This is a genomic window from Streptomyces sp. NPDC042638, assembly GCF_040647235.1.
GTDB lineage: Bacteria > Actinomycetota > Actinomycetes > Streptomycetales > Streptomycetaceae > Streptomyces > Streptomyces rameus.
In genome coordinates, this window is the sequence record NZ_JBEZBT010000013.1 from 61038 (window position 1) to 74626 (window position 13589).

Annotated in this window: 11 protein-coding genes; 2 read left to right on the forward strand and 9 right to left on the reverse strand. The window is 73.3% G+C overall.

Annotation, left to right across the window (positions count from 1 at the left end; translation table 11 throughout):
- Nucleotides 1-19 precede the first annotated feature (19 nt).
- Nucleotides 20-1516, reverse strand: coding sequence for a hypothetical protein (locus AB0B40_RS13720; RefSeq protein WP_345048707.1), 1497 nt, complete (start codon nt 1514-1516; stop codon nt 20-22).
- Nucleotides 1517-1849: 333 nt separating this feature from the next.
- On the opposite strand from AB0B40_RS13720, the gene AB0B40_RS13725 reads away from it, so the two are divergent.
- Entirely contained in the window at nt 1850-2995 is a 1146-nt protein-coding gene (locus AB0B40_RS13725; RefSeq protein WP_345048709.1) for an aminoglycoside phosphotransferase family protein, read from the forward strand.
- Between the two features lie 277 nt (nt 2996-3272).
- Entirely contained in the window at nt 3273-5246 is a 1974-nt protein-coding gene (locus AB0B40_RS13730; RefSeq protein WP_362263965.1) for an N-acetylmuramoyl-L-alanine amidase, read from the forward strand.
- 44 nt (nt 5247-5290) lie between these two features.
- Here the strand turns inward: AB0B40_RS13730 and AB0B40_RS13735 are convergent, their stop codons facing one another.
- From AB0B40_RS13735 to AB0B40_RS13770, 8 genes are all read right to left on the reverse strand, one after another.
- Nucleotides 5291-5788, reverse strand: a complete 498-nt coding sequence (locus AB0B40_RS13735) for a hypothetical protein (protein WP_345048712.1) — start codon at nt 5786-5788, stop codon at nt 5291-5293.
- Between the two features lie 58 nt (nt 5789-5846).
- Nucleotides 5847-7289 carry a 3-hydroxybutyrate oligomer hydrolase family protein gene (locus tag AB0B40_RS13740; RefSeq protein ID WP_362263966.1) on the reverse strand — a complete coding sequence of 481 codons (1443 nt, stop codon included), beginning with the start codon at nt 7287-7289 and terminating at the stop codon, nt 5847-5849.
- A 149-nt stretch (nt 7290-7438) separates the two neighbouring features.
- Complete coding sequence (locus AB0B40_RS13745) at nt 7439-8635, reverse strand: PHB depolymerase family esterase (RefSeq protein ID WP_345048821.1); 1197 nt, start codon at nt 8633-8635, stop codon at nt 7439-7441.
- Nucleotides 8636-8887: 252 nt separating this feature from the next.
- Entirely contained in the window at nt 8888-9808 is a 921-nt protein-coding gene (locus AB0B40_RS13750) for a universal stress protein (protein ID WP_345048715.1), read from the reverse strand.
- 117 nt (nt 9809-9925) lie between these two features.
- Nucleotides 9926-10168 carry a DUF397 domain-containing protein gene (locus tag AB0B40_RS13755; protein WP_345048717.1) on the reverse strand — a complete coding sequence of 81 codons (243 nt, stop codon included), beginning with the start codon at nt 10166-10168 and terminating at the stop codon, nt 9926-9928.
- An 82-nt stretch (nt 10169-10250) separates the two neighbouring features.
- Nucleotides 10251-11417: a thiolase domain-containing protein gene (locus tag AB0B40_RS13760; RefSeq protein WP_345048718.1), complete on the reverse strand. Its 1167-nt coding sequence runs from the start codon at nt 11415-11417 to the stop codon at nt 10251-10253.
- Nucleotides 11414-12484: a thiolase domain-containing protein gene (locus tag AB0B40_RS13765; RefSeq protein WP_345048720.1), complete on the reverse strand. Its 1071-nt coding sequence runs from the start codon at nt 12482-12484 to the stop codon at nt 11414-11416. The genes AB0B40_RS13760 and AB0B40_RS13765 overlap by 4 nt, the downstream gene beginning before the upstream one ends.
- On the reverse strand, nt 12481-13422 hold the full coding sequence (locus AB0B40_RS13770) for an OB-fold domain-containing protein (protein ID WP_345048721.1): 942 nt from the start codon (nt 13420-13422) through the stop codon (nt 12481-12483). Before AB0B40_RS13770 ends, AB0B40_RS13765 begins: the two co-directional genes overlap by 4 nt.
- Nucleotides 13423-13589 lie beyond the last annotated feature (167 nt).

Below are 13589 nucleotides of genomic sequence, written 5' to 3' on the forward strand. Positions count from 1 at the left end.
GAGTGCTGCCCTCCCCTTGCTATGCCTGTGCGTTGCTGCCCTCTCCCTTGGCCCTCGGCTTGGGCAGGACCAGCTTGATCTCCTCCCGCAGCTGGTGGATCTTCGGGTAGCCGGCGTACTCGGCGGTCAGCCGGTACATCTGCCGCAGCCGGTCCCAGGTGCGGCGGGAGGAGTTCGAGCCCATCGACATCAGCGCCAGCCGTGCGTAGCGGTCGGCCTGTTCGGGGTCGTCGGCGATGAAGCAGGCCGAGGCCATGGAGAGATGGTCGAAGATCTTCGACCGCTCCCGTCCGTCGACGCGCAGGGCGAGAGCCTTCTCCGCGTAGTGCTGGGCGTGCGCGGCCGCACCGGGGTCGAACTCGGCCAGCGTGCGATAGGCGAGCGCCTGCATGCCGTACAGATCCTCGTCCTTGAAGGTCTGCATCCAGTCCGGCTGCTCCACGTCCTGCCGGTCGGCGACGAACAGGTCCTCCGCCTGGCCGAGCGTGCGGCGCATCGCCTGGCCCTTGCCCATCGACGCCTGTGCCCAGGCCTCGATGGTGTGGAACATCGCCTTGGTGCGCGGCTGGAGCCGGTCGCCGGCGCCGGACTGGGCGAGCTTCATCAGGTCCAGGGCGTCGCCCGGCCGGCCGAGGTGCACCATCTGGCGGGCCGCCCGGGACAGGGCCTCACCGGCGCGCGGCCGGTCCCCGCCCTCCCGGGCGGCATGGGCGGCGATGACGAAGTACTTCTGCGCCGTGGGCTCCAGGCCGACGTCGTGCGACATCCAGCCCGCGAGGACGGCGAGGTTGGCGGCGACGCCCCACAGGCGCCGCTGGAGGTGGGGTGGGTGGTTGTAGGCGAGCATGCCGCCCACTTCGTTGAGCTGGCCCACGACCGCCTTGCGCTGCAGCCCGCCGCCACGGGCCGCGTCCCAGGCGCGGAACACCTCGACCGAGCGCTCCAGTTCCTCGATCTCCTGTGACCCGATGGGTGCCGCCTCGTACCGGTCGAACCCGGCGGGGTCGGCGTGCAACGGGTCGTCGAGGAGAGGGGCGTCGGCCTTCAGGGCCGGGTCGGTGTGCAGCCAGTCGTACATGGCGCTGCTGAGTGTGGATCCCGCGGCGAGCGCGGCACCCGCGCCCACCAAGCCGCGTCGGTTGAGCATGAGGTCCATTCCCGTGAATTCGGTGAGGACCGCGGCGGTCCGCTCGGGCGGCCACGGCACACCGTCGGGATGTTCCTCGATCCCGTCGCTCTGCCGCTTCCCCGCACGCCCGTGCCGCACCAGACCAAGGTCCTCGATGGTCACGACACGGCCGAGACGCTCGGTGAACAGAGCCGCCAGCACCCGCGGCACGGGATCGCGCGGGATCTCTCCCGTGTCGATCCACCGCCGCACCCGGGAGGTGTCGGTCGACAGCTGGGGGTGGCCCATGGCCGCCGCCTGCCGGTTGACCAGTCTCGCGAGTTCGCCCTTCGACCAGCCGGCCAGGCCGAACAGGTCCGCAAGGCGGGTGTTGGGTTGTCCGCTCACGTCAAGCCCCCAGGTTCTCGGCTGAGTTGACAGTAGCCCGGTGCAGGTTGCCGGGCGACTATTCGCCACGGTTCGCCAGGGTCCGCCAGATGGTGTGCCACCGGCGATCGGGTGTCAGGTAGGAACGAGCCACCCCGACCCGGTCGCCAGCTCCATATGGCGGCCCCATAGCGGCATATGACGGGCACATTCCCCAGGGTGTGCCCGGGCGGCCGGGACGGGTGGGCGCACGCTCCCGAAACCACGCTCACGGGTCACCGGCCCGCGAGCACGGGTTCGGAACGCGGACGTACAGGCAGGCACAGCAGGCACACGAAGGGATCTGTATCTCCCATGTACGCAGCATCGTCCTCCGTGTCCGCTCCGCCCCGGCCGCTGCGCTCCCGCCCCGCGGGCGGCGGGCCGTACCTCGACCCGGCGGCGCGGCCGGGCAGCCCCGTGCTGGGCGCGGGCCGGCCCCGGCGGATCCCGGGCCAGACAGGGCCCCAACCGCTCAGCGGGAGGCTCGACCTGTCCGGCCCCCAGGGCGCGCAGCTACGCACCGCGCTGGCCTCGGTGCACCGGATCTGCCCGGAGTTCGCTCCGGTGCAGGTGCTGCGGCGCAGCGGACGGTCCGTCCTCCTGGTGGGGACGACGGGGCGCAGCACGGCCGTCGCCAAGTGCCTCCTGGACCACTCGCCGGCCTGGGCGGAGCGGAGCCGTCAGGAAATAGCCGCATACCGCTCGTTCGTCCGGCACCGGCCGCCGGTCCGGGTGCCGAGGCTGATCGCGGCGGACCCGGACAACTGCACCCTGGTGATCGAACGGATGCCGGGCCGGACGGCGTCGTTCCAGCGGCATCCGGTGGAGGCACCGCCGCGCGCGGACATCCGGGCCGCGCTCGGCGCGATCTGCCGGGTGAACGCCTGGCGGCCCCCGCCGGGTACGTTCGACATGCCGCTGGACTACGCGGCCCGGATCTCCCGGTACCACGAGCTGGGCCTGCTCACCGACCGGGACCTCGGCGACCTGCAGAAGCTGCTGCACGGCATCGCCCACGAGGTCGGCCGGCACGCCATGCTCCAGTTCTGCCACGGCGACGCCCTGCTCTCGAACATCCTGCTCTCACCGGCCGGTCCAGTGCTGGTGGACTGGGAGCACGCGGGCTGGTACCTGCCGGGGTACGACCTGGCGACGATGTGGCTGGTCCTCGGGGACGCGCCGGTGGCCCGGCGGCAGATCAGCCAGATCGCCCAGTCGGCGGGCCCGGCCTCCCGGGACGCCTTCCTGGTGAACCTGATGCTCCTGCTGACCCGGGAGATCCGCACGTACGAGACGGCCGTGCAGCGTTCGATGCACGACACGGCCCCGGCGGCACCGGGTGCGCCCCACCCCGGTGCTGCGCCGTCCGGCGAGGAACAGCGCCTGCTGCTCAGGCGGCTGCACGACGACTGTCAGATGGCCCGCAGGGCCGTCCGCGCGGCGGTCGGCACTCGCTGACGGGGACGACGGCTCCGCGGTGCGCCCTGAGCGGCGGCGCACCGCGGACCCTCGTGTCCGGGCCCGTTCCGGCGGGCGCCCGGGCAGGGCCACTGGTGTACGCCAGTGACGCCTCGCAGGCCCGCGCTCCACCGCCCCGAAACTCGCCGGAAACCCTCCGTGACGTGGTAAATCCCTGCCCCGACCGCATTATTGACGGATCGTCGGCAAGCCGGTACCACTGAGCCAGCTCGGCGCCGCGCGCCCCGCCACGCTCCACCCGTCACAGGAGGCCGCATTGCGAGGATCCGCCACCGACCCCACGTCCACCTCCGGCCCCAGACGCCTGCGGCGCAGCGCCGCCGTCCCGCTCGCCTCCGCGGCCCTGCTGCTGCCGTTGCTCGGCGCGGCCCCCGCCCACACCGCCACAGCGCCCTCCGAGAGCCGACTGCAGCACGCGTTCGCCACCGCGGCGGCCGACTACCACGTGCCGCAGAGCGTCCTGCTGGCCGTCTCCTACCTGCAGTCCCGCTGGGACCGGCACGGCGGCGCGCCGAGCGTGACCGGCGGCTACGGGCCGATGCACCTCACCGACGCCCGCACGGCCCTCGCCACCACGGAGCACTTCGCCGAGGGTACGGAGGACGCCCGGGGCGACACCGCCCGCGCCGCGCTGCACCCGACCGTCGGAGCGCCGGCCGAGTCCGCGGTCCCGGCCCGCCTCAGGACGCTGCCGAAGGCGGCGGAGCTGACGGGCGTCCCGGCCGAGGAGCTGCGCACGGACCCGGCGGCGAACGTGGCCGGCGGCGCCGCTCTGCTCGCCGCCGCGCAGAAGGAGCTGGGCGAGCCGCCGACTGCCGATCCGGCCGACTGGTACGGCGCGGTGGCCCGGTTCTCCGGTGCCGACGACACGGCGACCGCCGCCGCGTACGCCGACGACGTGTTCGACGTGCTGCGCTCGGGCGAGGAACGCACCACGGACGACGGCCAGCTGGTGACCCTGGCCGCTCAGCCGCGGCTGACCGCCCACACCGCCCAGCTGGAGCGGGCCGGTCTGCGCACGCTGCCCACGGACGGCACCGAGTGCCCGAGGTCGGTGTCCTGCGAGTCGGTGCCGGCGCCCTACGCGGAGTTCGGGGACAACGACTACGGCAACCACGACCTCGGCGACCGCCCGGCGTCCCAGCGCATCAAGTACATCGTCATCCATGACACGGAGGGCACCTGGGACGGGGTCCTGCATCTGGTCCAGGACCCCACCTACGTGTCCTGGCACTACACCGTCCGCTCGACCGACGGTCTGATCGCCCAGCACGTCCAGACGAAGGACGTGGCGTGGCACGCCGGCAACTGGGACGTCAACGCGCGGTCCATCGGCATCGAGCACGAGGGTTTCCTCGCCCAGCCGGACGCCTGGTACACGGAGGCGATGTACCGCTCCTCGGCGCGGCTCGTGCGGTACCTGGCCGGGAAGTACGACATCCCGCTGGACCGGCGGCACATCCTGGGCCACGACAACGTACCCGGGCCGACCGCCTCCACCATCCCGGGCATGCACACGGACCCCGGCCCCTACTGGGACTGGCGGCACTACTTCCAGCTCTTGGGCCACCCGTTCCGGCGCACCGGCGGCAAACACGCCGGACTGGTGACGATCCTGCCCGACTATTCCTCGAACCAGCCCGTGTACACCGGCTGCACGGCCAAGGGCGAGCCCTGCACGGCGCACGGCTCCAGCGAGGTGCGGCTGTACTCGGACCACGACGTCAGCGCGCCGCTGATCAAGGACATCGGTCTGCGGACGGACCCGACCGACGGGGTGAACGATCTGTCCTCGCGGGTCTCCACCGGCCAGCAGTACGCGGTGGCCGACCGCTGGGGCGACTGGACCGCGATCTGGTACCTGGGGCAGAAGGCCTGGTTCCTGGACCCCCGCGAGGAGCCCACGGCGGTGCCGGCGAAGGGCCTGGTGGTGACCCCGCGGGACGGCCTGGCGAGCGTCCCGGTGTACGGCCGCGCCTACCCGGAGAAGGAGGCCTACCCGGCGGAGGTCCCCGCCCAGTCGGTGGTGCCGCTGCCCTACACGATCCCGGCCGGGCAGAAGTACGTGGTCGGTGACGTGATGCCGGGCGAGTACTACTACGCGGTCACCTTCACCACCGACTCACACCGGGTCGTGGTGGGCAAGGACCTGTACTACGAGATCCAGTACGGCCACCGGGTCGCGTTCGTCCGGGCCGCGGACGTGACGCTCGAACGCTCGGCCCGCTGACACCGGCCCCCGGACGGTCGTCCCGCCGGCACCGGCGGTGTCTGTCAGCCCTGCTGGAAAAGCTCCGCCGGGAGCGGCTTCAGCAGGGCGTACAGGTCGTCGGTGATGGGGCGGTCCCAGGCGGCGATGGTGACGAGGACACCGTCGCTGCGGTCGAACTGGACACAGGAGATCCGGCTCTCGGAGAGCTTCAGCCGCCGCACGATGAGGAGGTTGTCGCCCTGGAGCACCGGCGTGTCCTCGGTGCCGACGACGGTGATCTCCTCGTCGTTCTCCAGCGCCAGCAGCAACTGGCCCACCTCGAAGGGGATCTCCCCGTCGGCGACCTCACGGGCCGGGGAGCCCTCCGGGAGATTGCCGATGATCATGGCGGGGCCGCGTCCGCCGAACAGGTCGTAGCGCAGGAAGACGCCCTGGCAGGTGCCGTCGGGGGCGGGCAGCAGGCCCGCGCCGAGGTTGCCCGGCCAGTCGCCCGGGTCCATGGCCAGGACGTCGAAGTCGGGTCCGGCAGGGGTCGCGCTGCGGCGGCGGAGGAACGACATGCGGCCATGGTACGTGCCCGTGCTGCGCGGGGTGGTCCACGGGCGCCCGGGAGAGCGTTCACCTCAGGGGGCAGCTGGTGCGCAGGGTCGCCGGGTCCGCGCCGGCCGGGCGGGCGACGGTGTGGTCCGCGGGCGGGCGGCCCTGACCGGCGATCCAGCGTTCCAGGGCCCTGAACGCGGAGCGGTGGCAGGGCACCATCGGGCGGAGCCGGTCGGGGAAGACGTCCACCAGGGAGTCGGTGTGGGTGCCGTCCTCGATGCGGTAGTAGCGCAGCAGGGCGCCGCGGCCCGCCCGGTGGACCATGCGGGCGTAGACGTCGGAGTCCTCACTGATGGGCAGCAGCACGTCGAGGGTGCCCTGACGGGTGATCAGGGGTTTGCCGATGCGTCCGGTGAGGGCGATGCGGCCGACCGCCCGGTGGACGGCGGCGGGCCGGGCCGGGTAGGCGTAGTCGCCGTCGCAGGCGGGCGTGCCGGAGGCGCAGAAGGGGGTGCCCGCCTCGGTGTTCCCGTCGTAGCCCGGGTCGAGTTCCTCGCGGTAGACGCGCTGGGTGAGGTCCCAGTAGACCTGGTGGTGGTACGGCCACAGGAACTCGGAGCCGGCCGGGAAGCCGGCCCGGTGCAGCGCCGCCGCGGCCTCGGCGGCTCCGGGGCCGCCGGCGGCGTAGACGGGGTAGTGGCGCAGCGCGGTCGGCAGGAAGGTGAGCGGGTTGGGGCCGTCGGAGCGCCAGAGGGTGCCCTCCCAGTCGACCCCGCCGTCGTAGAGCTCCGGGTGGTGCTCCAGCTGCCAGCGGACCAGGTAGCCGCCGTTGGACAGACCGGTGGCGAGGGTGCGGGCCGGAGGACGGTGGTAGCGCTGGGTGACCACGGTGCGGGTGGCGCGGGTGAGCTGGGTGAGACGGGTGTTCCATTCGGCGATGGCGTCGCCGGGCCGGCGGCCGTCGCGGAAGAAGGCGGTACCGGTGTTGCCCTTGTCGGTGGCGGCGTAGGCGTAGCCGCGGGCGAGCACCCAGTCGGCGATGGCGCGGTCGTTGGCGTACTGCTCGCGGTTGCCGGGGGTGCCGGTGACCACCAGGCCGCCGTTCCAGTGGTCGGGCAGGCGGATGACGAACTGGGAGTCGTGATGCCAGCCGTGGTCGGTGTTGGTGGTGGAGGTGTCGGGGAAGTAGCCGTCGATCTGGATTCCGGGCACATGGCCGGGGGTGGGCAGGTCCTCGGGGGTGAGCCCCGCGTAGTCGGCCGGGTCGGTGTGGCCGGAGGCCACGGTCCCGGCGGTGGTCAGCTCGTCCAGGCAGTCGGCCTGCTGGCGGGCGGCGCCCGGCACGTGCAGCCGGGCGCGGCCGGCGCAGTGGGCGTCCGGTGCCCCGGGTCCGGCGGGTGCCGCCGTGGCCGGGGTGACCAGGAGGGAACAGACGGCGGTGAGCGACAGTGCGCCGAGAAAGGTGCGCCGGGCAGTGCGGCCGGGCGGTGACGTGGGGCGGGGCGGGCGGTGGGGAAGCATCCGGTTCCTCCGGCGGGTAGCGGGTCGCGCTGGAGGTTAGGGGTGGGGTGGTGGTTGCGAATATGTGCGGGGCCGCCATGATGACTCCCGGTTCGCGGGTGTCGCCCACCATGGCGGCCTCGAATGATCTTTGGCCGCTCCTGGGAGGGTCAGGGGCAGCCGGTGTCGGCGAGGACGAAGTGGCCCGTGGGCGACTCCTTGAGGGTGTGGGTGACGAACGTGTTGTACAGGCCCATGTTCTGGCCCGAGCCCTTGGCGTAGGTGTAGCCGCCGCTGGTGGTGGCCCGTCCCGCCTGTACGTGGGCGTAGTTGCTGCCCGTCCAGCAGGCCGCCGTGCCGCCGCCCGGGTCGGAGCCGCCTGGGCCGGTGGTGTCCAGGCCGAAGAACCGGGCGATCCAGCGGCTGGAGCAGATCGAGGCGGGGAAGTACGGGGCACCGGTGCTCCCGCACTGCTCGGCGCCGGTGCCGGGGTCGACCGGGGTGCCGTGGCCGATGCCCGGGACGCGGTCGACCTCGACGGCGACCGTGCCGTCGGCCGCCAGGTACTGGTCCTGCCTGGTGGCGTCGGGACCGATGGTGTTCGTCCGCGTGGGGGTCTGGGACAGACCGTGCAGTGCCGTCCACTGGTCGCGCAGTTCGGAGGCGTTGCGCGGTACGACGGTGGTGTCCTGGTCGCCGTACCAGACCGCCGTCCGCGGATACGGCCCGGTGTACGACGGGTAGGCGTCCCGCACCCGCTGGGCCCAGTCGGCCGGGCTCAGGTCCACACCGGGGTTCATGCAGAGGTAGGGGCTGTTGTCCCGGGTGCAGTCGTAGGGCAGGCCGGCGACGACGGCGCCCGCGGAGAAGACGTCGGGGTAGGCGGCGAGCATGACCGCGGTCATCGCGCCGCCGGCGGACAGGCCGGTGACGTAGACGCGCTGCGGATCGGCGCCGTAGGCGGTGACGGCGTGGCTCACCATCTGCCGCACGGACAGGGCCTCGCCCTGGCCGCGCCGGTTGTCGCCGGCCTGGAACCAGTTGAAGCACCTGTTCGGGTTGTTGGCGGTTCCGGTCTCGGCGAACACCAGCAGGAAGCCGTCCTGCTCGGCGAGCCGGGGCAGCCCCGAGTTGTCGGCGTAGACCTGGGCGCTCTGCGTGCAGCCGTGCAGGGCCACCACCACCGGTGGGTGGGCCGGCAGGGTGGCGGGCCGGTACACGTACATGGTGAGCGCGCCCGGGTCGGTGCCGAAGTCGCTCACCGCGGTGAGGGTGACGGAGGCGCGGGCGGCGGGCGCGGGGCCGGTGAGCACGGTGCCGAGGACGACGGCGACGACGGCGAGCAGGCGGGTCAGGAGGCGGGGCATCGGGCGGCGCGGCAGACCTGCGGGTGGGGGCCCTGCGGTTGCCGTGCTGGACAGGGGCTGTGGCATGGCGGCTCCTTCGGTGGACACACGGGCCCCGGCCGCTCCGACGGAGGCGGTGCCGGGGGTGGCGGAACCATAGGTTCGGGTGTGTCCGGGCACCATGGCGCCGTGCACCACAGCCGTCGGGGCGTCAGTCGGCACCCGGCGGATTGCGGAGCGCGGTGCGCTCTGCTACGCCCGACGCGGCCGGTCTCATTCCTCCGGCGGGGCCGGTGGCACCACCGCGACGGGGCTCGCCGCGTGCAGCAGCACGGCCTGGGTGACCGAGCCCATCATGCGGGCCGGCGCGAGCAGCCGCCGCCGGTGCCGGCCGACGACGACCAGCTCGGCTTCCCTGGAGGCGGCGACCAGGTGTCCGGCCGCGTCCCCGGGCAGCGCCTCGGCGTCGGCGCGGACCTCGGGGTGCCGTGTGCGGTGGGGGGCGAGGAAGCCCTCGGCGAGGGTGCGGGTCTCGTCCGCCACGGCCTCCTGGCCGACCGGCGGCGGCACCGCCTGACCGGGGGCGGACCAGGTCTGCACCGGCCACGGGTAGGCGGCGATCACCTGGAGCCGGGCGCCGCGCAGGGCGGCCTCGGCGAAGGCGAAGGCGAGGACGTTCTCGTCGGGGCTGTCGGCGTGCAGACCGACGACCACCCGGGGGCCTGGCTCGGCCGGCCCCTGCCCGTGGGCCTCCCGGCCCGGCCGGGGCACGACGACCACCGGGCACTCGGCGTCCCGGGCCGCCGCGAGGCCGTTGGAGCCGAGCAGCAGGCTGGCGAAGCCGCCGCGGCCCCGGGAGCCGAGCACCAACAGCTGGGCGTCGCTGCCCAGTCCGGGCAGGACGGCACCCGGAACGCCCTCCACGGCGATGTACTCCACGGCCGGTTCCGCGGAGCGGTCCCCGACCCCGGCGCGGTCCCCGATCCGGGTGCGCACCTCGTCGAGCACCGGGTCGCCCTCCGCCTCGGGCGGTGCGGCGACCAGGACGTCGGCCTGTCCCCAGGCCGCGTACTGCCGTACGTGCACCACGCGCAGTGGTGCCGCACGGCGGCGGGCGGCGTCCAGGGCCCAGTCCAGGGCACGCAGGCTGTCCGCGGATCCGTCGACCGCGGCGACGACCGGCGCAGCGCTCATCCTTCCTCACCTCCGGAACACGACCTTCCCCTTGCTCGGGCCAGCCTCGCTCAGGTCTGGGCCCCGGCAGGGCGCTGTTGATCGCGTGTCCGGAAATCCGGCCGTGACACCCCTCGCTCAGGTCAGGTCGAACTCGCCTTCCCTCGCTCCGGAGACGAAGGCGCCCCACTCAGCGGGGGTGAAGATCAGGGACGGGCTCTCCGGACGGCCGCTGTTGCGCATCGCGATGAAGCCCTCGACAAAGGCGATCTGGACATCCCCCAGACCTCGGCTGCTGGACTGCCAGTCGGCCCTGCTGAGATCCAGCTCCGGCTTGTCCCAGCCCTTGAACGGCTGCTGCTGGATGGTGCTCTCGGCCACGTCCGTGCTCCTCCCGGTTCGTCGTCCGCGGTCAGCCTAGCGACCGGTCACGACCACCGACAGGCCATGTGGGAGGGACCCTTCAGGAATCGGGGGGCTCGGATCCCACGAGCCACATGGAGAAGAACTGCGAACCGCCGCCGTACGCGTGACCGAGCACCCTGCGGGCCCCGTCCACCTGGTGCTCCCCGGCCTGGCCGCGCACCTGCAGGGCCGCCTCGGCGAAGCGGATCATGCCGGAGGCGCCGATGGGGTTGGTGGAGAGCACCCCGCCCGACATGTTGACGGGAAGGTCCCCGTCGAGTTCCGTGACACCGGATTCGGTGAGCTTCCAGCCCTCGCCCTGCGCGGCGAAACCCAGGTTCTCCAGCCACATGGGCTCGTACCAGGAGAACGGCACGTACATCTCGACGGCGTCGATGTCCCGGCGCGGGTCGGCGATGCCGGCCTGCCGGTAGACGTCGGCGGCACAGTCCTTGCCGGCCTGCGGGGAGACGAAGTCCTTGCCCGCGAAGAGGGTCGGCTCGCTGCGCATGGCGCCTCCGAGCAGCCAGGCGGGCGGCCGGGGCGCGCGGGCGGCTCCGGCGCGGTCGGTGAGGACCATCGCGCAGGCGCCGTCGGAGGAGGGGCAGGTCTCGGAGTAGCGGATGGGGTCCCACAGCATGGGCGAGGCCTGGACCTTCTCCAGGGTGATGTCGTGCTCGTGGAGGTGGGCCCAGGGGTTCTTCAGGGCGTTGCGCCGGTCCTTGTAGGCGACGAGGGAACCGATGGTGTCGGGGGCGCCGCTGCGCCGCATGTAGGCGCGTACATGGGGGGCGAAGAAGCCGCCCGCTCCGGCGAGCAGGGGCTGCTGGAAGGGGATGGGCAGGGACAGGCCCCACATGGCGTTGGACTCGGACTGCTTTTCGAAGGCGAGGGTGAGGACCGTGCCGTGGACGCGGGCGGCGACGAGGTTCGCGGCGACGAGTGCGGTGGACCCGCCGACGGAGCCGGCGGTGTGCACCCGCAGCATGGGCTTGCCGACGGCGCCGAGCGCGTCGGCGAGGTACAGCTCGGGCATCATCACGCCCTCGAAGAAGTCGGGCGCCTTGCCGATGACGACGGCGTCGATGTCGGACCAGGTCAGCTCGGCGTCCTGGAGGGCGCGCAGGGCGGCCTCCCGGACGAGTCCGGCGATCGACACGTCCCGGCGGGCGGCCACGTGCTTGGTCTGGCCGATCCCGGTGACGGCCACGGGCTCCTTGCTCATCGTGGATCCCCTTCGAGTACGGCGACCAGGTTCTGCTGCAGGCAGGGGCCGGAGGTGGCGTGGGCGAGGGCGCGGTCGGAGGCGCCGCGGTGGATGCGGGCGGCGGCCTCGCCGATGCGGATGAGTCCGGCGGCCATGACCGGGTTGGCGGCGAGGGCGCCGCCCGAGGGGTTGACGCACACGCTGTCGTCGAGGCCGAGGGCCCTGCGCAGGACCACCTCCTGCGAGCTGAAGGGCGCGTGCAGTTCGGCGGTGTCGACGGGCCGTTCGAAGGCGCCCGCCTCGCGGGCGGCGAGCCGGGCGGAGGGCGAGTCGGTGAGGTCGCGCACGCCGAGGCCGTGGGCCTCGATGCGGTGGTCGATGCCCCGGATCCAGGCGGGCCTCGCGCACAGCTCCCGGGCCTTTGCCCCGGCCGCGAGGATCACGGCGGCGGCGCCGTCGCCGACGGGCGGGCAGTCCCCGGTGCGCAGCGGCCTTACGACGTGCTCCCCTTGGGGCACCTGGCCCTTGAGCTGGGCGTGGGGGTTGGCGGCGGCGTCGGCCCGGCTGCGGGCGCCGACCGCGGCGAGCGCGGGTTCGTCGGTGTGCCCGGCGTCGATGAGGGCCTGCGCCTGAAGGGCGGCGAGGGCGACCGCGTCGGGCCACAGCGGGGCGACGTAGTACGGGTCGAGCTGCCGGGTGAGGACGTCCCGGACGGAGCCCGGCGAGCACTTGCCGTAGGAGTAGACGAGCGCGGTGTCGGCGTCTCCCGTGAGCAGCTTGGTCCATGCCTCGTACAGCGCCCAGGCGCCGTCCATCTCGACGTGCGACTCGGAGATGGGCGGCCAGGCGCCGACGCCGTCGAGGGCGAGCGTGAAGGAGAAGGCACGCCCGGCGAGGTAGTCGCTGGAGCCGGAGCAGGTGAAGCCGATGTCGGCGGTCCGGAGTCCCGTCTGTGCCAGCACCTCGTGCAGCACCGGCATGAGCATCTCCACCTCGGAGGACTCCTCGGTGGAGCGCCGGTGGTCGCTCTGGGCGAAGGCGACGACGGCGATGTCCCGGGGGCCGGGCGCTTCCTGGCTGGTCACAGCAGCTCCTTGTACGTCTCGTAGTCCGCGTCGGGTTCGCCGGTGGGCCGGTAGTGGTCGGGGTAGCGGGCGCCCTCGGTCCACACCGGTTCCACCCGCAGGCCCATGCGGACCTGGTCGTAGGGGATGCCGCCGATGCGCGCGTGCAGGGCGAGGTCGGCGCCGTCCAGGGCGATGTGCGCGTAGACGTACGGCACCTCGATGTCGAGGTTCTTCGCCTTGATGTTGACGATGCAGTAGGTGGTGACCGTGCCTCGGGGCCCCACTTCTACCCGTTCGGCTGTGGCCACGCCACATGTGGGGCACGCACCCCTGGGCGGGACGTACACCTTGCGGCACGTCGGGCAGCGCTCGCCGACGGTACGCCTGGTGGAGAGGGCGTCGATGTAGGCGGACTGGGCGCGCCCGGGCGAGTAGGTGTAGTCGAGGCGGGCGGACGCGACGATGCCGGTGAGCGGGTGGTCGAACCTTCCGCTGTGGCCGGCCGGTTCGAGGGCCTCGCCGTCGTACGGCTCGAAGCAGGCGATGTCGGTGATGGCGCCGGTGCGCTCGGCTGCCCAGCGGACGCGCACCCGCATGCCGGTGCGGACGGCGTCGGGGCCGGGGGCGTCGAGGGCGTGCAGCAGGGCGGTGTCGGCGCCGTCGAGCCGGACCAGCACCCAGGCGAAGGGGGTGGACAGGGGCTGGCCGCGGCGCGGGGCGTGGTTCCAGGCCCAGGTGGTGACCGTGCCGGTGGGGGCGACCTCCACCAGCTCACCGATCTCCTCGGCGGTGACGGGGTCGTACTCGACGGGCGGGACGAGGGTGCGGCCGTCGGTGGTCCGGACCCCGAGGACGACGCGTTCGCGCAGGCCGGTGAGGAAGGCGCTCTGCACAGGGCCGAGGGAGCGGGTGAAGGGGAACTCGACGACCAGGGGGGCTTTGAGGACTTCGGGCATCGGGGAGGTGCCTCCTTCGGGCGAGGTCGGTGGGGTCGCGTCCCACCGGGGCGCGGGGCGGTGACGGGTGCGGCGGCGCCGCGACGGGGCTCCTCCGGGTTCGGGTGACGTCGGGAACAGGGGGGAGCGACCGGCCGCGCGCGGCCTGCGGTGTCCGGACCGCACCT

Excerpts from the sequence above, each read along its gene's own strand:
- AB0B40_RS13770 (WP_345048721.1), bottom strand. The coding sequence starts at position 13,422 with ATGCCCGAAGTCCTCAAAGCCCCCCTGGTCGTCGAGTTCCCCTTCACC.
- AB0B40_RS13745 (WP_345048821.1), bottom strand. The coding sequence starts at position 8,635 with ATGCCCCGCCTCCTGACCCGCCTGCTCGCCGTCGTCGCCGTCGTCCTC.
- AB0B40_RS13740 (WP_362263966.1), bottom strand. The coding sequence starts at position 7,289 with ATGCTTCCCCACCGCCCGCCCCGCCCCACGTCACCGCCCGGCCGCACT.
- AB0B40_RS13750 (WP_345048715.1), bottom strand. The coding sequence starts at position 9,808 with ATGAGCGCTGCGCCGGTCGTCGCCGCGGTCGACGGATCCGCGGACAGC.
- AB0B40_RS13760 (WP_345048718.1), bottom strand. The coding sequence starts at position 11,417 with ATGAGCAAGGAGCCCGTGGCCGTCACCGGGATCGGCCAGACCAAGCAC.
- AB0B40_RS13725 (WP_345048709.1), top strand. The coding sequence starts at position 1,850 with ATGTACGCAGCATCGTCCTCCGTGTCCGCTCCGCCCCGGCCGCTGCGC.
- AB0B40_RS13735 (WP_345048712.1), bottom strand. The coding sequence starts at position 5,788 with ATGTCGTTCCTCCGCCGCCGCAGCGCGACCCCTGCCGGACCCGACTTC.